This is a genomic window from Streptomyces atratus (assembly GCF_040655115.1).
Lineage (GTDB): Bacteria > Actinomycetota > Actinomycetes > Streptomycetales > Streptomycetaceae > Streptomyces > Streptomyces atratus_D.
Genome location: NZ_JBFAJH010000008.1, coordinates 25,251 through 43,887 on the forward strand (window position 1 = coordinate 25,251; position 18,637 = coordinate 43,887).

17 protein-coding genes and 3 pseudogenes are annotated in these 18,637 nt (G+C 71.6%); 12 read left to right on the forward strand and 8 right to left on the reverse strand.

Annotated elements, in window-relative coordinates:
• Positions 1-2: 2 nt before the first annotated feature.
• Positions 3-254, forward strand: a pseudogene (locus AB0I23_RS12090) (LLM class flavin-dependent oxidoreductase); the annotation flags it as partial.
• On the opposite strand, the gene AB0I23_RS12095 reads toward AB0I23_RS12090, so the two are convergent.
• Positions 202-753, reverse strand: coding sequence for a hypothetical protein (locus tag AB0I23_RS12095; protein WP_359109123.1), 552 nt, complete (start codon positions 751-753; stop codon positions 202-204). The pseudogene AB0I23_RS12090 and the gene AB0I23_RS12095 overlap by 53 nt on opposite strands.
• Before the next feature lie 149 nt (positions 754-902).
• Here AB0I23_RS12095 and AB0I23_RS12100 point away from each other — a divergent pair, with 149 nt between their 5' ends.
• Complete coding sequence (locus AB0I23_RS12100) at positions 903-1,196, forward strand: hypothetical protein (protein ID WP_359109124.1); 294 nt, start codon at positions 903-905, stop codon at positions 1,194-1,196.
• Positions 1,197-1,226: 30 nt separating this feature from the next.
• Here AB0I23_RS12100 and AB0I23_RS12105 read toward each other — a convergent pair whose 3' ends face one another.
• The 3 genes from AB0I23_RS12105 to AB0I23_RS12115 all read right to left on the reverse strand — a co-directional run bounded on the left by AB0I23_RS12105 (position 1,227) and on the right by AB0I23_RS12115 (position 4,482).
• Complete coding sequence (locus tag AB0I23_RS12105) at positions 1,227-2,318, reverse strand: prenyltransferase (RefSeq protein ID WP_359109125.1); 1,092 nt, start codon at positions 2,316-2,318, stop codon at positions 1,227-1,229.
• On the reverse strand, positions 2,315-3,082 hold the full coding sequence (locus AB0I23_RS12110; protein ID WP_359109126.1) for a class I SAM-dependent methyltransferase: 768 nt from the start codon (positions 3,080-3,082) through the stop codon (positions 2,315-2,317). Before AB0I23_RS12110 ends, AB0I23_RS12105 begins: the two co-directional genes overlap by 4 nt.
• A 68-nt stretch (positions 3,083-3,150) precedes the next feature.
• Complete coding sequence (locus tag AB0I23_RS12115; RefSeq protein ID WP_359109127.1) at positions 3,151-4,482, reverse strand: glycosyltransferase family 4 protein; 1,332 nt, start codon at positions 4,480-4,482, stop codon at positions 3,151-3,153.
• A 228-nt stretch (positions 4,483-4,710) separates the two neighbouring features.
• Here AB0I23_RS12115 and AB0I23_RS12120 point away from each other — a divergent pair, with 228 nt between their 5' ends.
• The 8 genes from AB0I23_RS12120 to AB0I23_RS12155 all read left to right on the forward strand — a co-directional run bounded on the left by AB0I23_RS12120 (position 4,711) and on the right by AB0I23_RS12155 (position 12,016).
• Positions 4,711-5,322 carry a TetR family transcriptional regulator gene (locus tag AB0I23_RS12120; protein WP_359109128.1) on the forward strand — a complete coding sequence of 204 codons (612 nt, stop codon included), beginning with the start codon at positions 4,711-4,713 and terminating at the stop codon, positions 5,320-5,322.
• Between the two features lie 391 nt (positions 5,323-5,713).
• Positions 5,714-6,085, forward strand: a complete 372-nt coding sequence (locus AB0I23_RS12125) for a DUF4190 domain-containing protein (protein WP_359109129.1) — start codon at positions 5,714-5,716, stop codon at positions 6,083-6,085.
• Positions 6,086-6,281: 196 nt separating this feature from the next.
• Entirely contained in the window at positions 6,282-7,529 is a 1,248-nt protein-coding gene (locus tag AB0I23_RS12130; protein ID WP_359109130.1) for a substrate-binding domain-containing protein, read from the forward strand.
• A 3-nt stretch (positions 7,530-7,532) separates the two neighbouring features.
• Entirely contained in the window at positions 7,533-8,324 is a 792-nt protein-coding gene (locus tag AB0I23_RS12135) for an ABC transporter ATP-binding protein (RefSeq protein ID WP_359109131.1), read from the forward strand.
• The gene (locus AB0I23_RS12140) at positions 8,321-9,073 is read left to right on the forward strand and encodes an ABC transporter ATP-binding protein (RefSeq protein WP_359109132.1); all 753 of its coding nucleotides are present in this window, start codon (positions 8,321-8,323) and stop codon (positions 9,071-9,073) included. Before AB0I23_RS12135 ends, AB0I23_RS12140 begins: the two co-directional genes overlap by 4 nt.
• On the forward strand, positions 9,073-9,960 hold the full coding sequence (locus AB0I23_RS12145; protein WP_359109133.1) for a branched-chain amino acid ABC transporter permease: 888 nt from the start codon (positions 9,073-9,075) through the stop codon (positions 9,958-9,960). Before AB0I23_RS12140 ends, AB0I23_RS12145 begins: the two co-directional genes overlap by 1 nt.
• The gene (locus tag AB0I23_RS12150; protein ID WP_359109134.1) at positions 9,957-11,117 is read left to right on the forward strand and encodes a branched-chain amino acid ABC transporter permease; all 1,161 of its coding nucleotides are present in this window, start codon (positions 9,957-9,959) and stop codon (positions 11,115-11,117) included. The genes AB0I23_RS12145 and AB0I23_RS12150 overlap by 4 nt, the downstream gene beginning before the upstream one ends.
• Positions 11,114-12,016 carry an alpha/beta hydrolase gene (locus tag AB0I23_RS12155; RefSeq protein ID WP_359109136.1) on the forward strand — a complete coding sequence of 301 codons (903 nt, stop codon included), beginning with the start codon at positions 11,114-11,116 and terminating at the stop codon, positions 12,014-12,016. The genes AB0I23_RS12150 and AB0I23_RS12155 overlap by 4 nt, the downstream gene beginning before the upstream one ends.
• 43 nt (positions 12,017-12,059) lie before the next feature.
• Here the strand turns inward: AB0I23_RS12155 and AB0I23_RS12160 are convergent, their stop codons facing one another.
• From AB0I23_RS12160 to AB0I23_RS12170, 3 genes and pseudogenes are all read right to left on the reverse strand, one after another.
• Positions 12,060-14,036, reverse strand: a complete 1,977-nt coding sequence (locus AB0I23_RS12160; RefSeq protein WP_359109137.1) for a helix-turn-helix domain-containing protein — start codon at positions 14,034-14,036, stop codon at positions 12,060-12,062.
• A gap of 42 nt (positions 14,037-14,078) precedes the next feature.
• A complete protein-coding gene (locus AB0I23_RS12165; RefSeq protein WP_359109138.1) occupies positions 14,079-14,885 on the reverse strand; it encodes a 3-hydroxybutyrate dehydrogenase in 807 nt (268 codons plus the stop codon).
• Positions 14,886-15,031: 146 nt separating this feature from the next.
• Positions 15,032-15,247 (reverse strand): annotated as a pseudogene (locus tag AB0I23_RS12170) (aldo/keto reductase); the annotation flags it as partial.
• Positions 15,248-15,462: 215 nt separating this feature from the next.
• Between AB0I23_RS12170 and AB0I23_RS12175 the strand changes: the two are divergent.
• Positions 15,463-16,938, forward strand: a complete 1,476-nt coding sequence (locus AB0I23_RS12175) for an extracellular catalytic domain type 1 short-chain-length polyhydroxyalkanoate depolymerase (RefSeq protein WP_359109139.1) — start codon at positions 15,463-15,465, stop codon at positions 16,936-16,938.
• A gap of 214 nt (positions 16,939-17,152) precedes the next feature.
• The gene (locus tag AB0I23_RS12180; RefSeq protein ID WP_359109140.1) at positions 17,153-17,641 is read left to right on the forward strand and encodes a hypothetical protein; all 489 of its coding nucleotides are present in this window, start codon (positions 17,153-17,155) and stop codon (positions 17,639-17,641) included.
• Between the two features lie 446 nt (positions 17,642-18,087).
• On the opposite strand, the pseudogene AB0I23_RS12185 reads toward AB0I23_RS12180, so the two are convergent.
• Positions 18,088-18,465: pseudogene (locus tag AB0I23_RS12185) on the reverse strand (nucleotidyl transferase AbiEii/AbiGii toxin family protein); the annotation flags it as partial.
• Positions 18,466-18,637: the final 172 nt, after the last annotated feature.

Here is an 18,637-nt window from a genome sequence, read left to right on the forward strand (position 1 = left end):
TGCAGGTGGTGGAGGGCTGGTACGGGCGCCCGTTCCCGAGGAGCCCGCTGACCGTCACCCGCGAGTACGTCGAGGTCATCCGGCACGTACTGAGGCGCGAGGCCCCTGTTGAGATGGACGGGCGGTTCCGCTCCCGTCCGTACACCGGTCCGGAGCGTCATGGCGGCACCCTGTTGCGGCCGCCTCGCAGCCCACATCCGGTCATCCGCCGAGCTGGGACGTGGACGGCACCTTGTCCTTCACCTCGGCGCCCGCGCTCTTGCCCGCGTCCTTGATGCCGTTGATGACGTTCTCGAAGGCACCGACGTCCCCCGCGCCCGCCTCGCCCGTGCGGAGTTTGGTCCCGAGCTCCTTGAGCGATGCGATGCCCGCCGTCAGCGGCGCGACCGCCTTCGACAGCAGCGGGTCGCCCTTGGCGTTCTCCGCCGCCGCCTTGAGCCGGTTGTACGCGAACCCGCCCGCGAGCCCCGCCTTGACCAGTGCGGTCTTCCGCCCGTCAGCGCCCTTCTTGAACGCGCCCGCACGGTACGGCTTGACGATCCACTGATACGTGGCACCCGCCGCGAGCCCCGCGTTGGCGACGAACCGCGTCTTCGCGAGCTTCTGCTTCTCCGCCGACGCCGTACCGCTCGGGGCCGGGGAGGAGCTCGAACTGCTGCCGGAGCCCCCGCCGCACCCGGTGGCGCCCACCAGCACGGTGCAGGACAGCAGCAACGCCACGAACAGACGGCGGAGCGGTACGGAACTGGGCACAGCGGGCCTCCCTGAACGGGCACACGGTGAGTTCTGCGGGGAGTGACACGGTCCGGCACTCCCGGCCAGGCTCATCCCGGCCCGGGTGCCGCGCCACTCAGGAGGCGCCGTCCGGGTTTCGGGCCAGGGAAAACGGCAACCCGGTGTTCATGTCTCCTGGAAAAGGCACGAGAAGCAGCACCGCCGCACGTGTCATAGCCGTCGCGGCCGATGTCATGGCCGCCATCATCGGCTTGTGGATCCTGATGTACCTGCTGGACGCGAACCGGGACAACAACCTGGTGGACTTCGTCAGGGGCGCCGCCCGCTGGCTGGCCGGCTGGTCGTACGACCTGTTCACGTTCGACGAGGCGTGGGCGCGCGTCGTCGCCGGATACGGCCTCGCCGCCGTCGTCTACCTCTTCGTCGGACATGCGGTGGCGGGCCGTATCCGCCGCTACTGACCGGCCCTCCGGCGCAGCGTGCGCGCCCGGTCAGCAGGCGCGCGAAGTCCCCTCACAGCAGTCCGGCTCCAGCCCCTTCGGCAGCCGTTCGCCGCCGAAGACCGTGGTGGTCGCCTCGTCGCCCCCCAGGGCGGCCACGGCGAGCAGCAGCGAGCCGGCGGTCCAGGTGGTGTGTTCCTCCGGCCAGAACGCCCGGTTGCCCTCGAAGACGTAGCCGGTCCAGTACATGCCGCTCTCGGCACGCAGGTGCTGGATGGACTGGAGGATCTCCAGCGCCCGGTCGGACTCGCCCATCACCCAGAGCGCCAGGGCGAGTTCGCAGCTCTCGCCGCCGGTCACCCAGGGGTTGGGCAGCACGCAGCGCACCCCGAGGCCGGGAACGACGAAGCGGTCCCAGGCTTCCTCTATCCGTTCCTTGGCGGCCGTTCCGGTGAGCGCGCCGCCGAGGACCGGGTAGTACCAGTCCATCGAGTAGTGGCTCTTGTCGAGGAAGCGCTCGGGGTGGTTGCGGATGGCGTGCGCGAGCGCGCCGGTCGCCAGCTCCCAGTCGGGCTGCGGTTCCTCGCGCTGTTCGGCGATCGCGAGTGCGCAGCGCAGGGCCTGATGGATGGAGGAGCAGCCGGTCAGCAGGGCGTCGTCGACAGGGGTGCCGTCGGGTTCACGCTTCCAGCCGATCTGGCCGCCGGGCTGCTGGAGCCGGAGGACGAATTCGACGGCCGCGTAGACGGTCGGCCACATGCGGTCGATGAACGCGTCGTCGCCGGTGGCGAGGTAGTGGTGCCAGACGCCGACGGCCACGTACGCGCAGAAGTTGGACTCCAGGCCCCGGTCGGTCGGCCGGTCGGGGTCGCCGTCGTGGTAGGCGGCGTACCAGGAGCCGTCGCCGTTCTGGTGCCGGGCCAGCCACTCGTAGGCGCGTCCCGCGGCGGCGTGCTCGCCCGCGGCGTCGAGGGCCATGGCGGCCTCGGTGTGGTCCCACGGGTCGAGGTGGTGGCCGCGGAACCAGGGCAGCGCGCCGTCCTCGCACTGCACGGCGAGCAGCGCGGTGACGGTCTCGGTGGCCTGCTCGGCGGTGAGTACTCCGGGCAGCACGAGGTGTTCGGTCTGCTCGGGAGTGGTCACGCCTCGGCCTTCGTGAGGTCGTCCGCGGCCGCGGCCGTGGGCAGGTGCGGCTTGGTGGCGTACGCGACGAAGCTCTTCCCGACGACCGGGTTGAGCAGCTGCTCGGCGACCCGCGTGACGGCGGGCTTCTTCATGATGTCCCAGACCAGCAGCTTGTGGTACGCGCGGACCGGGAGCGCCGCGTCCTTGCCGTCGCGGCCGACTCCGAACGCGCACTTCAGCCACCAGTACGGCGAGTGCAGGGCGTGGGCGTGGTGGGTGCCGTACGGCTTGAGACCGGCGCCGCGGATCCTGCCGAGGAGTTCATCGGCCTTGTAGATGCGTATGTGGCCGCCCTCGACCTCGTGGTAGGCGTCGGAGAGCGTCCAGCAGACCTTCTCGGGGCCGTACCGCGGCACCGTGATCGCGATCCGGCCGCCGGGCTTGAGGACCCGGACCATCTCGGCGAGCACGCCCTTGTCGTCGGGGATGTGCTCCATCACCTCGGAGATGATGACGACGTCGAAGGACTCGTCGGGGAACGGCAGGTTGAGCGCGTCGCCCTCCATCGCGGTCGCGGTGGCGCCCGCGGGGGCCTCGCCGGCCTCCTTCATCGCCGCGAACCACTTCGCGACCTCGCGGATCTCCTCGCCGTTCCGGTCGAGTGCCACCACCTGGGCGCCGCGCCGGTAGCACTCGAAGGCGTGGCGTCCGGCGCCGCAGCCGAGGTCGAGCACTCGGTCGCCTGCGGCGAGCGGGAAGCGGGTGAAGTCCACGGTCAGCACGAATGCCTGCTTTCGCGGTCGGGGGTCGAGGGGTCAAAGAGCGGGGACGGCGATGACGGGTTCCGGGGTCACCGACGGCCGCCGGAGTATGTGGTTGCGGCGCGGGCGGCGATCGCCTGCCGGTAGAGCTCCGCGGTGCCGATGGCGGCCTGCTTCCAGGTGAACCGGGACAGCACCCGTTCGCGGCCCGCGGCACCGAGCCGGGCCCGCAGTTCCGGGTCGCCGAGCAGCCGGGCGAGCGCGGCGGCCAACGCCCCGGCGTCGGCGGGAGGCACGGCCAGGCAGGTCTCGCCGTCCGGGCCGGCGACCTCGGGGATCGCACCTCCGGTGGTGGCGACGAGCGGGGTGCCGGTGGCCATGGCTTCGGCGGCGGGCAGCGAGAACCCCTCGTACAGCGAGGGGACACAGGCGATCTCGGCGCTGCGCACCAGGTCGACAAGTTCGGCGTCGCTGATGCCCTTGACGAACTCGACGGCGTCCTGGAGTCCGTACTGCTCGATGGCCTGCGCGACCGGTCCGTCCTCGGCCCGCTTGCCGACGACCACGAGGTGCGCCTGCGGGTTCTCGGTGCGGAGCTTGGCGAGCGCCTCGACGAGGTGGACGAGACCCTTCAGCGGGACGTCGGCGCTGGAGGTGGTGACGATCCGGCCCGGCACCTCGGCGATCTTCGGGTCGGGCGACCACAGGTCGGTGTCCGCACCGATGTGCACGACGTGGATCCGGTCCTGCCGCACCCCGAGGTGGTCGACGATCTCCTGCTTGGAGGAGCCGGAGACGGTGAGAACCGACGGCAGCCGGCGCGCGACCCGCTTCTGCATGCGGGTGAAGGCGTACCAGCGGCGCACGGAGGCGCGGCGGCGGCTGCTGCCCGCGGCGTCCAGCTCCAACTGCCGGTCGACGGTGATGGGGTGGTGGATCGTGGTGACGAGGGGTGCGCCGAGATCCGCCAACATCCCGTATCCGAGGGTCTGGTTGTCGTGGATGACGTCGAACTCGCCGCGACGGGCGGCGAGATGGCGGCGGGCGCGGAGGCTGAAGGTGAGCGGTTCCGGGAAACCGCCGGTCCACATGGTGGCGACCTCGGCGGCGTCGATCCAGTCCCGGTACTCGCCGCGTCCGGGGGTGCGGAACGGGTCGGGCTGGCGGTAGAGGTCCAGGCTCGGCAGCTCGGTGAGCGGGACGCCCTCGTCGAGTACGGGATAGGGCTGGGCGCCGATCACTTCGACGCTGTGGCCGAGGCGGGCGAGCTCGCGGCCGAGGTGGCGTACGTACACGCCCTGACCGCCGCAGAACGGGTTGCCCTTGTAGGTGAGAAGTGCGATGCGCAGCGGTCGCCCGTCGGTGCTGCCCGACGCGTGGCCGCCCGCGCGGGGGCCCGCTTCTACGGCCTCAGCGGTCACACTCGGCCCCCTTCTCACTGCGTGTTCGCCGGAGCGTAACCGCTCACGCTAATCTAGAACAAGTTTCAGACCGGATCGTTCGATGAGCTACGAATCTACCGGCAGGTAGCGTCGGCGCAACGGCCGGATCAGGTGATTCGCGCCACCACCGGGCACCCTGGCATGCTGTGCGCCGCCGGGGCCCGGACGCCTCCCCCGGTTGCGGACAGAAGCCATGGATGGGGACACATGACAGCGGAAGCCAAGCCGGCATCGCCGCCCCTGACGGAACGGCAGGAGGCCCGTCGCCGTCGCATTCTGCACGCCAGCGCCCAGCTCGCCGGCAGGGGCGGGTTCGAGGCGGTGCAGATGCGTGAGGTGGCGGAGGCCGCCGGGGTCGCCCTGGGCACGCTGTACCGGTACTTCCCCTCCAAGATCCACCTCCTGGTCGCCACCATGCAGGACCAGCTCCAGCACATGCACGGGACGCTGCGCAAGCGCCCCCCGGCCGGGGACGACGCGGCGGCGCGGGTCGCCGACATCCTGATGCGGGCGTTCCGCGCGATGCAGCGCGAACCGCACCTGGCGGACGCGATGGTGCGTGCGCTGACCTTCGCGGACCGCAGCGTCAGTCCCGAGGTGGACACCGTCTCGCGGATCACGACGGCCATCATCCTGGACTCGATGGGGCTCCGGCACCCGACGCCGGAGCAGCTGTCCGCGGTCCGGGTCATCGAGCACACCTGGCACTCGGCGCTGATCACCTGGCTGTCGGGGCGGGCGTCGATCGCGCAGGTGAAGACAGACATCGAGACGGTGTGCCGGCTGATCGACGTGACGACGCCACCGGACGCCCCCTGACCACGACTGTCCCGTCATCCCCGGCGGGCGGACGAGGACACCTACGGCACCTCGCCGCGGACGGCCCTGGGCGAACGGGGTCGGGTCCGTGGCGTCACCGGTCGACCACATATCCCTCACACCTCTGTGCCGGGCACCCTCACATCTCTCCTAGTGCCCCTCCCGGCAAGCTTTGCCCCGTCGCACCGCCCGGCACGCACGCTCGCCGCGTTGGCCAAAAGCCCTGGTAGCTCCTTCCCCAAGCTCTCAACTCCGTTCGAGCAGGGGAGACCCCATCCAAGGACTTCCGGCCGCCTTGCGATCGCACGCACCGGACGACGCTCCTGACGGGGCAAACATTGCCGGTCACGGCACTAGCATGTACCTGACCAGCACCGATGGAGAGGAAGACATGGCTGACGAGTCAGGTATGGCAGGCGGCACGCCGGGATGGCAGAACCCGGGTGTTCACCCCGGGACGGCGCCGGGGTACGGCGTCGGCGCCCAGGCCCCCTACGGCTACGGGTACCCCACGGGCGCCGCACTGCCCACCGGCAAGGCGACCGCCTCGATGGTGCTCGGCATCGTCGGACTGCTGCTCATTCCGATCGTGGCGCCCGTCATCGCCCTGTGCCTGGGTATCTCGGCCCGCCGCATGGCGGACCGGGGCGAGGGCGGCGCCCGCGGCCAGGCGACCGCCGGAATGGTGATGGGGATCATCGGTTGCGCCTTCGCGGGCATCGGGTTCCTCGTGGCCACGGTCCAGGCCGTCAGCGGCGTCTGACGTCACCGACGGACGGCCGCCCGGGCGGATGACGGGGCGCGGCCCGCGGCCCGCGCCCCCTGCCCCCGGCTCCGGCCCATGTGCGGCCCCCACATGTACACCGCCTCAGGTGGGGGCTCCTGCACCATGTCGACGGCGGCGCGGGGTTCATACGGTTCGGCGACATCACAGGAATCCCGCCGAGGAGCCGGTCACCATGCGTCGCAGAACCACAGGCACCGTCCACCACCGCAGATCCCTCTCCGCACTCGCCACACTGGCCGCCGCCGGCCTCCTGCTGACCGGCTGCACCGCCGCCGGCAAAGCGGGCGAGGCGGACACCGCGTCCGGCAAGGGCGCGAAGGACCGGACCGTCGACGTGGGGCTGGTCTACTCCCGCACCGGGCTGCTCGCGGCCTACGGGAAGCAGTACCGCGACGGCTTCATGGCGGGTCTGGACTACGCGACGAAGGGCACCGGCAAGGTGGCCGGGCACCGCATCGAGGTCACCGAGCAGGACGACGCGGGCGACCCCGGCAAGGCGGTCGCGGCGGCGAAGAACCTGATCGGCAAGGGCTACAAGGTACTGGCCGGGACCACGGACTCCGGGGTCGCCCTGCAGATGGCGCCGCTCGCCGCGCAGAACAAGGTCCTGTACGTCAGCGGGCCCGCCGCCACCGACGCCGTGACCGGGATCAACGCCTACACGTTCCGCTCCGGCCGGCAGTCCTACCAGGACATCCTCACCGCCGGGACGATGCTCGGCGGGGCCGAGGGCAAGAAGGTCACCGTGCTGGCCCAGGACTCCACGTTCGGCCAGGCCAACGTCGCCGCCGTGAAGGCCGTGCTCGGCGGCCAGGGCGCGAAGGTGGGTTCCGTGCTGGCCCCGCCGAGCGCCACGGACCTGACCCCGTTCGCCCGGCAGGTGAAGGCCGCCGGTCCCGATCTGGTCTTCGTCGCCTGGGCGGGTTCCACCGCCCCCGCGCTGTGGACCGCCCTGGACCAGCAGGGGGTGCCGAGCGCCTCCAAGGTGGTCACCGGGCTGGCCGGGACCGCCTCGTACCCGGTCTTCGGTGCGGCGGGCTCCAAGGTCTCGTTCCTGGCGCACTACTTCCCCGGCGCGGGCGGCGGCAACGCCGTGGAGAAGGCCATGCTGGAATCGGTGGCCAAGGCGGGCGGCACCCCCGACCTGTTCACCCCCGACGGCTTCACCGCGGCGCAGATGATCGTGCACGCCGTGGAGGAGGGCAGCGCCACCGATCCCGCCGCCATGGCGAAGGCCCTGGAGGGCTGGAGCTTCGACGGGGTGAAGGGCAAGGAGCAGATCCGGGCCGAGGACCACGCGCTGCTGCAGCCGATGTTCGTGGCAAAGCTGACCGGGAAGGGCGCCACCGCGAAGCCGGAGCTGGTGACCACCGAGCCGATGGACAAGGTGGCGCCGCCCGCGAAGCCCTCGGCGGGCTGACCGGTGGCAGCACCTGACATCACGACGGATCGCGGGAGCGCGGCGCACTCCGCCGCCCCCGTGCTTCAACTGGCCGGACTGGGCTGGGGCGTCGGTGGGGCGACCATCGTCGAGGACGTCACCCTGGATGTCCGCGAGGGCGAGTTCCTGGCCTTCATCGGCCCCAACGGGGCCGGCAAGACCTCGCTGTTCAATCTGATCAGTGGGCTGACGACGGCCACCTCGGGCACCATCGCGCTGGACGGTGCGGACCTGACCGGCCGTCCCGCGCACGTCCGGGCCCGGCGCGGCATCGGCCGGACATTCCAGACGTCCAGCCTCTGGCCGGGAATGAGCGTGGCCGACCACGTCCGGCTGGCCGCCCAGGCCGCCGGGGGCGGCTCGTACCGCGTGTGGCGGCGCGCTTCCCCGTACACCGACGAGGTGCGCGGCGTACTGGAGCGCACCGGACTCGGCCACCGCGCCCGGGCGCTGGCGTCCGAGCTGTCGCACGGCGAGAAGCGGAAGCTGGAGCTGGCGGTGCTGCTCGTGGGCGAGCCGCGGCTGATGCTGCTCGACGAGCCGATGGCCGGGGTGAGCGCGGAGGAGGTCCCCCCGCTCACCGAACTGATCCGCACCCTGCACCGGGACGAGGGCCGCACCGTCCTCATGGTCGAGCACCACATGGACGTGTTGCTGGGGCTCGCCGACCGGCTGGCCGTGATGCACCACGGCCGGCTGCTGGCGCTGGACACCCCCGAGGCCGTGACCGCCGACCCGACCGTGCAGCAGGCGTACCTCGGGGAGGGGCTGTGACCACGGAATCCCTGCTCGCCGTGCGGGACCTGCGAGTTCTCATCGGCGGACGGCACATCCTGCACGGCGTGGACCTCGATGTCGCCCGCCACGGGGTGACCGCGCTCCTCGGCCGGAACGGCGCCGGGAAGACCACGACCGTACGCGGCGTCCTCGGCCTCGTTCCGCGCACCGGAAGCGTCCGGCTCGACGGCGAGGAGACCGTGACGCTGCCCACCCACACGCTGGTGCGGCGGGGCATCGGTTACGCCCCCGAGGACCGCGGCGTCTTCGCCGGACTGACCGTGGCGGAGAACCTGCGGCTGGCCGAGCGGCGCGGGGCGGGCGCACCCGCGTACGCCCTCGTCCATGAGCTGTTCCCCGAACTGAAGCGCCGGGAGCGCCAGTTGGCCGGGACACTGTCCGGCGGTCAGCAGCAGATGGTCGCCATCGGGCGCACCCTCCTGGGCGGAAACCGGCTGATCATCGCGGACGAACCCACCAAGGGTCTGGCACCCAAGGTGGTCACCGAGGTCGCCGAGGTGCTGGAGCGCGCCGCCGAGGCGGTGCCGGTACTGCTCGTGGAGCAGAACCTCGCCGTCGTACGGCGCCTGGCCGCGCACTGCACGGTGCTCGCCGACGGCCGGACCGCCCATCAGGGACCGGCCGGTGAGCTGCTGGGCGACGCGGAGGCGGCGCGCCGGCTGCTGGGCGTGGGGCACGGCCCGGCCGCCCACGTGCCTTCCCGGAACGCGGAGGAAGATTCCTGATGTCCACCCTTGTGCTGCTCACCATGACCGGACTCGGTCTGGGGGCGCTCTACTTCCTGATCGCGTCGGGGCTTTCGCTGATCTTCGGTCTGATGGACGTGCTCAACTTCGCGCACGGCGCGCTGCTCTCCATCGGCGCGTACGGCACCTGGTGGGCGGCGTCCGGCAACCTGCCGGGCGCGGGCCCCGGCGGTGCGGGCTTCGTCCTCGCGGTCCTGTTCGGTACGGCGGTGGGTACCGCCGCCGCGGTGCTGCTGGAGCTCACCGTCGTCCGCCCGCTCTACACCCGGCCGCGCGAACAGGTGCTCGCCACGGTCGGGGTGGGGCTCGCCGTCCCGGCACTGCTGTCGGGCATCTGGGGCTCGGACGCCCGGACCTTCCCCGGGCCCGAGGCACTGTCCGGCACGTTCTCCCTGCTGGGCGCGGAGGTCCCGGTCAATCGGCTGGTACTGATCGCGGCGGCGGTCGTGGTGCTGATCGCACTGCGGCTCTTCCTCGGACGGACCCGGCACGGACTGGTCGTACGGGCGGGGGTCGAGGACCGCGCGATGGTGACCGCGCTCGGCATCGACGTCCGTAAGGCGTTCACTCTCGTCTTCGCGATCGGCGGCTGCGCCGCCGCGCTCGGCGGGGCGCTCGGCGGGCTGTACTTCGGCTCGGTCGACCCCCGGCAGGGCACCTCGCTGCTGATCTTCGCGTTCGTCGTGGTCGTCACCGGGGGCATGGGCTCGGCGACCGGCGCCGCCGTGGCGTCCGTCGTGATCGGCCTGGTCCAGCAGTTCGCCAACTACTACACCGCAGCGGGCCTCGGCGACCTGGCCGTCGTCGTCCTGCTCGCCGCGCTGCTGCTCGTACGGCCGCGCGGACTCACCGGGAGGCTCGCGTGAGCACCGTGACCGGGACACCCGACCGCACGAGCGGAACACCGGCGGCACCGTCCGACGTGCCGGTGCGCGCGAACACGGCCCGGCTGCTGCGCTGGTGGCCGGCCGTCGTGCTGGTGCTGTTGATCGTCGCGCCGTACAGCGCACTGCCGCTGCCGGGGCTGCTCGACGGCCCGCTGGGCAGTCCGGGCAGTCTGCAACTCCTCGCCACCTGCCTGCTGTTCGGTGCCCTTGCCACCGGTTACGACCTGCTGCTCGGCCGGACCGGGCTGCTCTCCTTCGGGCATGCCCTGTACTTCGCGGCGGGGAGCTACGCCACGAACACCATCATGCTGGAGGCCGGACTGCCGTTCGCCGTCTCCGCGCCGGTCGGCGTCTGCTTCGGGATCGCACTCGCACTGGTCCTGGGGTCGGTGAGCCTGCGCGTCACCGGCATCGGCTTCTCCATGGTGACGCTGGCCTTCGCCCAGGCGGGCTCGATCCTCGTCTCCCGCAACCCCGGCGGCTTCACCGGCGGCGAGGAGGGCCGGGCCGCGCCCGCCGAGCTACTGCCGTCCGGGCTCGTGGGCATCGAGCACACGGCGAATCTGTACTGGGTCGCGCTCGGCTATCTCGTCCTCACCCTGGCCGTCGTCCACTGGGCGGTCCGCTCCCCGACAGGCCGGGTCTGGGAGGGCATCAAGGAGAACGAGCGCCGGGTGGAGGTGCTGGGGCTGAAGCCGTACGGGTTCAAGCTGACGGCGTTCGTCCTGGCCGGTGCGCTGGCCGCGCTCGGCGGGCTCGTCCATCTGCTGCTCACCGGTGGCTCGACCCCCCAGACGACCACCTCCGACTTCACCCTCTCCCTGCTGGTGATGGTGGTGCTGGGCGGATCGGGCACCCGCTGGGGCCCGATGGTCGGCGGCATCCTCTACACCTGGGCCGACCACCGGCTGGGCGATCTCGCCGGATCGGGCGCGGTCGCCGACCTTCCCGCGGTGCTGCGGGTGCCGCTCTCCCAGCCGCTGTTCCTGCTCGGTGTGCTGTTCGTGGCCGTGGTACACCTGTTGCCGGGCGGCCTGGCCCGGCTGCCGTCCCGGCTGGCCGCGGTACGCCGCGGGCCCGTCGCCACCGAAACGCCCCCGGCCGTGAAGGCCCGGAAGGAGAACGGACGCCCGTGATTCCGTACGAAGAGGTACAGGTCCCCGTTGCCGGGGGCGAGTTGACGGTCCTGAGGTGGCCGGCCCGCGTGCCGGACGCGCCGGTCGTCGTCGCGGTGCACGGCATCACGGCCAACGCGCTGTCCTGGGGCCCGGTGGCGAGGCAGCTGGACGGCCGCGTCACCCTGGTCGCCCCGGATCTGCGCGGCAGGGCCGGGAGTTCGGCCCTGCCGGGGCCGTACGGGATGGCCACGCACGCCGACGACGTCGCCGCCCTGGCCAAGGTTCTGGGCCTGGACCGGGTGGTGCTGGCCGGCCATTCGATGGGCGCGTTCGTGGCGGCGCTGGCCGCCGTACGGCACCCGGAACGGTTCGGGCCGCTGCTGCTGGTCGACGGCGGCATCGGCTTCCCCGCTCCCACGCACCTCTCCCCGGACGAGCTGCTGACCGCCGTGATCGGCCCGGCCATGGACCGGCTGTCGATGACCTTCCCCGACCGGGCCGCCTACCGCTCCTTCTGGCAGGCGCACCCGGCGTTCGCGGGTGCGTGGTCGGAGGAGGTGGACGCGTACATCCAGCGCGATCTGACCGGGGACGAGCCCGCCATGCACTCGACCTGCCGGATCGAGGCGGTACGCACCGACGGCATCGGCCTCTTCGACGAGGAGGTGCTGACGGCGGTACGGAAGCTGTCGGCGCCGACGACGCTGCTGTGGGCACAGCGGGGCCTGATGAACGAGGAGCAGGGCCTGTACGACGAGACCCGGCTGGCAGCGGCCGACCTCGGCGGCACGGAGGTGACACCGGTGCCGGTGCGGGACGTCAACCACTACACGCTGCTGACGGGCGACGCGGGCGGCGGGGAGGTCGCACGCCGCTTGCTCACCATGTCCGGCGTCCCCAGCCCGTCCGGCGCTTGAGGGCACAGAGAACAGAACGCACCCCGGACGGCCGGAGGTCCCGCTACCGCTCCCGGCCGTCCGTCAACAAGTGCAACCGCAATGCGAGTTGCAGCTCCAACGCCCGCCCGGGCTCGTTCCAGTCCCGCCCCAGCAGCACCTGCACCCGGTCCAGCCGCTGCACCACCGTGTTGACGTGCACGTGGAGTTCGTCCTTGGCTCGGATGAGACTGCCCCCGGATCCGAAATAGGCGTCGAGCGTACGCACGAGATGCGTGCCGCGCTGCGCGTCGTACTCCAGCAGGGGTCCCAGCGTCGCCGAGACGAAACCGTCGACGTCCTGGGCGTTTCCCAGCACCACGCCCAGGAAGCCGAGTTCTTCGACGCACGCGCCTTCTCCCGTACGCCCGAGGACCCGCATGGCGCGCAGGCAGCGGGCGGCCTCCCCGTGGGCGGAGGCCAGCTCCCGGGCGCTGCGGGCCGGCCCGGTGGCGGCGACGGTGACGGGGGCCTGGACGAGCTGGCCGAGCTGGGCCGCCGCCGCGCGCGCCGCGTCACCGGCAGCCGCTCCGGGGTCACCGGCTTCTATCAACAGCACCACGTTTCCCGCGTGTTCGGCGCTCACCCCGTGGATGTCCCCGCCGAACAGATAGCGCATCGCTGCAGGGGCCAGCCGCTCCCGGGCCCCGCCCTCGGCCACCAGCAGCAGATGCGGACGGTCGAGGTCTATGCCGAGGCGCCGGCCGCGTTCGGCGAGTCCGGCCGGGTCGCGGTCCGCTTCCGTCAGCAGATCGTTGATCAGCTCCCCGCGGATCCGGTTCTCGGTCTCGGCGACCGTGCGCCGCAGCAGCAGAAGGAGTCCGGTGACCACCGAGGCGCGCTCGAACAGCCGCCGGTCGGAGTCGTCGAGCTGTGCACGCCGGTGCAGGACCAGACCGGCCAGGAGTTCCCGGCCGGCCAGGACCGCGCAGATCCACCGGCCGTCGCGGTGCACGGCGCGGGCGCCCGTACGGGACTCCTCGGCGGTCTCGGCGAGCCACCCGGCGTCCATGCTGTCGGCGGCGAGGTCCGCGCCGTCGGGCCGGACGGCAGCCAGGGGCCGCCCGCCGGGGTCGTGAATGGTGAGCGGGGAGTCCAGCAGCCCCGCGACCGCCGCGGCGACATCCTTGACGTCACGGCCGCGCAGGACCAGGTCGGTCAGCCGGTCGTGGGCTTCCTCTGCCCGCTGCATGGCCGCCGAGTGGGCCCGTACGGCCGCATTGGCCTCGGCCAACTCGGCGTTCTTCTCGGCAAGTTCGTCCAGTGCGGACCGGGTGTCGTCGAGGGCGCGGGCGGTGTCGATGGCGATCGCGGCGTGTGCGGCGAGCGAGCACAGCAGGGCGACCTCGTCGGGGCTGAATACGCGGGGCGCGCGGTCGGCCGCGAAGAGGACGCCGATGACCTTTCCCGCGCCGCCGCGGCTGGAGCCGAGGAGCAGGGGCACGCCCAGAATGGCGACGAGTCCCTCGTCGAGGACCCCGGCGTTGATGTTGCGGGTGTGGTGGAAGCGGTCGTCGGTGCGGTAGTCGGGGGTCGCGTACGGGCTCGCGGTCTGCGCCACCAGACCGCCGAGCCCGTGGCCGAGCTCCAGCCGCAGTCGCTGGAAGAGCACCGACACCGACCCGTCGGTGACCCGCATGTAGGTGTCGCCCGCCTCCTCGTCGGGGAGCGTGAGATACGCCGTGTCCGTGCCGAGCAGCATCCTGGCCCGGCGGACGATCGCCTTCAGTACCTCGTCCAGGTCGCGGGAGGCGGCCAGGTCGCCCGCGGTGTCGAAGAGCGCGGTGAGCTGGAGCTCGCGACGCCGGTGCTGGCGCAGGACGCCTCTGATCCGCAGGGCGGTGGCGGTGGCCGCCTCCACCTCGGCGAGTTCGCCCGCGGACACACCGGCCGCCCGCGCCTTCGAGGAGACGGCTCCCAGCGCCTCGGCGGGGGCGTCCTCGGCCAGCAGGTCGAGGAGGAGGCGCAGGTGGGGCGCGGCGGAGGGGGTGGGTGCAGACATGGGCGGCCATCGTTCGTCGGGAGGGGCGGGGAGCCGGGAGGGTCAGTTGGCGGTCCAGCCGCCGTCCATGGACAGGGAGGTGCCGGTGATGTGGGAGGTACCCGGTCCGCACAGCCAGAGCACCGCCCCGGCGACGTCCTCGGGTTCGATGAGGCGCTTGATGGCGCTGCGTTCCAGCATCACCTTGCCCACCACCTCCTCCTCCGTGATGCCATGGGTACGGGCCTGTGCCGCGATCTGGTTCTCGACCAGGGGCGTGCGTACGTAGCCGGGGTTGACGCAGTTGCTGGTCACTCCGTGCGGTGCTGCTTCCAGGGCGACCACCTTGCTGAGTCCCTCCAGTGCGTGCTTGGCCGATACGTATGCCGATTTGTAGGGGCTGGCGCGCAGCCCGTGGACGGACGAGATGTTGACGACGCGCCCCCAGCCGCGTTCGTACATGCCGGGCAGGGTGCGGCGCAAGATGCGGAACGGTGCTTCCACCATGACACGGTGGATCAGGGCGAAGCGGTCCGGTGGGAATTCGTGCACGGGGGCCACATGCTGCAGCCCGGCATTATTGACCACCAGGTCCGCGTCGTCCGGCAGGGAGTCCACCGCCTCGGGCACGGACAGATCGACGACCCAGGCCGTTCCGCCGATCCGCTCCGCCAGTCCTTCCGCCGCGTCGGCTGCCTTGTCCACGACGTACACATGGGCGCCCGCGGCGGCGAGAGCCTGCGCGCAGGCCTGTCCGATGCCGCTTGCCGCACCGGTCACCAGGGCGGTACGGCCGGCAAGGGACCGGTCTGCGGGCGGGGGGACGGTGAGCGGGGCGGGCCCGGGTTCCGGGCGCTGGGGAGTCTCCATGGTCGTCACCGTAAGGAGGCGGAAGCCCACGTCACACAGGGTTGGTGCACATACCGTCACCTTTCGGCATGGTGGCGGCGTACATGGTGCGGGGCGGGGGTGGAGGCCGCAGCGCCTGTCGTCGGGCCCGGGCCCGGGCCGGGCACTCAGTGGGCCGCGTCCAGCGTCGCCCGCTGCTCCGCCATCAGCTCCAGGTCCACCGCGGCCAGGCTCTCGTCCAGCTGTGCCACCGAGGAGGCGCCGACCAGCGGGACGACCGGGACCTCGCCGCCGATGAGCCGGGCCGGGACCACCTGGTTGACGGTCGCCCCGGTCTGCTCGGCCACCGCCCGCAGCGCCGCCTGCCGGGCGGGCGTGCCTCGGGTGCGGGCGTTGCTGACCGGGGAGTCTGCATCTTCGAGCACGCTCGATGTCAATCTCCGCTCCCCGTCGGCGCTCGCGGCGCAAGAGCGGCGCCGCACACAGCGGTGCCCGAGGGATGTCAGCCCGCCCCATGGGCCGGAGCGGTCCGGAGCCCTAGGTTCCGGCACCAGTCCGCGGGCCCGCGGGCCCGCGCGTTCCGAACAGGGAGGCCCCCGTGCGCCCATCCATCCTGCGACGCCTGCTCCGAAGCATCGCGTCCACCGCTGTCCTCGGTGTCGTCGCGGCGACACTGAGCACCGTGGCCGCAACCCCGCCGGCCGCTGCCGCCGGCGGCCTCCAGCAGGTCACCGGCTTCGGCTCGAACCCCGGCAATCTTCAGATGTACGAGTACGCCCCCGCCGGTCTGCCCGCGGGCGCACCCCTGGTGATCGCCCTGCACGGCTGTACGCAGACGGCCAACGACTACTACACCAACTCGGGCTGGCCGAAATACGCCGACCTGTGGAAGTTCGCCGTGGTCTTCCCGCAGACCACGTCCGCCAACAACGCGCTGTCCTGCTTCGGCTGGTTCGATCCGGCGGAAGACACCCGGGGCAGGGGCGAGGCCGCCTCCATCGTGCAGATGGTGGAGCACGCGAAGCAGCAGTACGGCTCCGACGGGCGCCGGGTGTACGTCACCGGACTCTCGGCGGGCGGCGGAATGACCGCCGACCTGCTGGCCGCCTACCCGGACGTGTTCGCGGGCGGGTCCGTGGCCTCCGGTCTGCCCGCGCAGTGCGCCACCAGCCAGGCGGCCGCTTCCGGCTGCCAGACGGGCCCGCAGAAGCTGACGCCCGCCCAGTGGGGCGACAAGGTCCGCGGCTCCTACCCCGGCTACACGGGCCCGTGGCCGCGGGTCGCCATCTGGCAGGGCACGTCCGACTACACGGTGTACCCCGCCAACGCCACCGCGCTGCGTGACCAGTGGACCGATGTCTGGGGCATCGGCCAGACCCCGTCCAGCACGGACACGCTCCCCGGCAACACCACCCGGAGCGTCTACAACGACACCTCCGGTAAGCCCGCGGTGGAGACGTACTCCATCTCCGGCATGGGCCACGGCCTGGCGGTCTCCCCCGGCTCGGGAACCGATCGGTGCGGGACGACTGCCGCGTACTTCCTGAGCTCGATCTGCTCGACGTACCACACGGGCGTCTTCTGGGGGCTGGACCAGGGCGCACCGGGCGGTGGCGGCGGGGACCCGCTGCCCGCACCCTCCGGTCTGACGGTCACCGGTGTCACCGGGACCAGTGCCTCGCTGTCCTGGAACGCCGTGGCGGGAGCCTCCTCGTACGCCGTCTACCGCGACGGTGGCAAGGTCGCCCAGCCCGCGTCGACGGCGTTCACCGACACGGGGCTGTCCGGCGGGACCGCGTACCGCTACACGGTGGCCGCGGTCGACGCCTCGGGCGCGGTCGGCGGGGTCTCGTCCCAGGTGACGGCGACCACAACCGGAGGAGCGACCGACACCTGCTACACGGCGACCAATTACGCGCAGGTGGTGGCGGGCAGGGCGCACACGACCGGCGGCTATGTGTACGCCAACGGCTCGGAGCAGAACATGGGGCTGTACAACGTGTTCGTCACGCACACCCTGCGGGAGTCGCCGGCGGGCTGGTTCGTCATCGCCGACACCGGTTGCACCGCCTGAGGGGGGAGCTCCGCCGTGCAGCCCGGATGTCCGTGCCGGGCTGCACCTCGCGCTTGCCGGTCAGTTGGTGATGGCGAACCAACTGGTTGAGTTGCTGGATCCGTTGACATACCGCTCGAAGTATCCGTTCGACGACCCGGTGCAGTTGCCGCTGCCGTACGTGGGACAGTCCCAGCCCTCTGAGGCATCAATGCCTACGTCTATGGTTCTCGCCATGGCAGTTCCCGAGATCGTCCCGATCGCCCACGAGCCTGAGTACCGCACCGAGACGATCGGGCGGTATGAAGGAGGTCAGTTCCTCGCTTCGGTCACCTACGCCTTCCCGAATGGGGTCAGCCTTGGCGATGGATGGGAGGAACATAAGCGTCTCTATGCCGTGCTCCACCGGTTCGACTCCGAGGGGCGGCACATCGACTCAGACATCTGGTGCGCCGGAACATGGGCCGAGCAACAACGACATCCATACGGCAACGACTCCGTTCCGGCCCGCGCGGAGAGTCGACTGGCTGAGATGCTGGATGGACTTCCCCAGCTCGAGTACGGGGATATTGCGATCCGTCCCTTCCAGCTGGCCGCTGACGGCGTGATCTTCGGCTTGATCCCTGAACGCCACGAAGAGGGCGAAGGAGAAGACGACTGGGCCGAGCTCTACCCCGATCGCTTTGGCTTTTCCGCCCCCTGGGACGGTCAATACGACACTTGAGGGCCCAGGCTGCCCGGCCTGCGGCGGCGAGTTCACCGCCAACCCCCGTCTGAGGCAGGTCTACTGCTCGCCCGCCTGCCGTCCGTGATGCGGAGAAACAGCGGGATTGCAAGCGCGACGAACAACGCGCCCGCCGGCTTGGCGAAACGCCACTTCCACCCGCGCTGCCGGAACTTCCGCCGTCGCCCAGATCCACATCCGGCGGCGGACCACGTCCAACCGTCCCGGAACCCGATCCGCTGGCCCGCCATGCCCACCGGCCCCGACGTCATCCCCCTGCGGAGGACCCCCTGAACGAGTCGGAGAGCCTTAATCTCGTCGCTGCGGTGAAACACCAGGCTACGACGGTGCTGCTGGGCGCTGGGGGAGACCCGACCGTTTCCCTGCCTCCGTAGTGGCCAGCCGACATTACCGGTAGGCCGGAGCCCATGTCTCACCGGACCCGATCAGTCGACATCCGGTTCGTCGGACTCATCGAGAAGACGGGCCGCGAGGTCGTCGGTCCACATTACGGCCCAGGCGCGCAGCGCTGTCATGGTGGCCTCGTCGAGGCCGTAGGCGGCGAGCGCCTCATCGTCGGTCCACTCGGCGCCCGCGAGGTTGGCCTGCAGATCCTCGCGCTCAAAGCGGCCGCGTGCATGGCGGCGGCCGAACTCCTCGAGCTCGCGATTGGTCCAGCGGCAGGCTGCTGCGAATACGTCGATCAGGTCACGGGGCGCTCCGCGGTCGGCGAGGGCGCGGACCTTCGTCCCGATCACGTCCTCCTCTGCGAGGACGGGCCCATACGTGCTCTGCGCGATTGGACGCCAGAAGATCTCCGAGACGAATCCGGATCGCTACGACGACGAGCGCGGTCGGGCGTTGATGACGGCCGAGGCGAACCGACGGAGATTCTGTCCCAGTCGACACGCGGCCTGAACGACCTGTACGTGGCACTGACCCGGGCGACACAGCGCCTCGGGATCATCCACGGGGCCCGGCCCCCGCCGTGCTGGA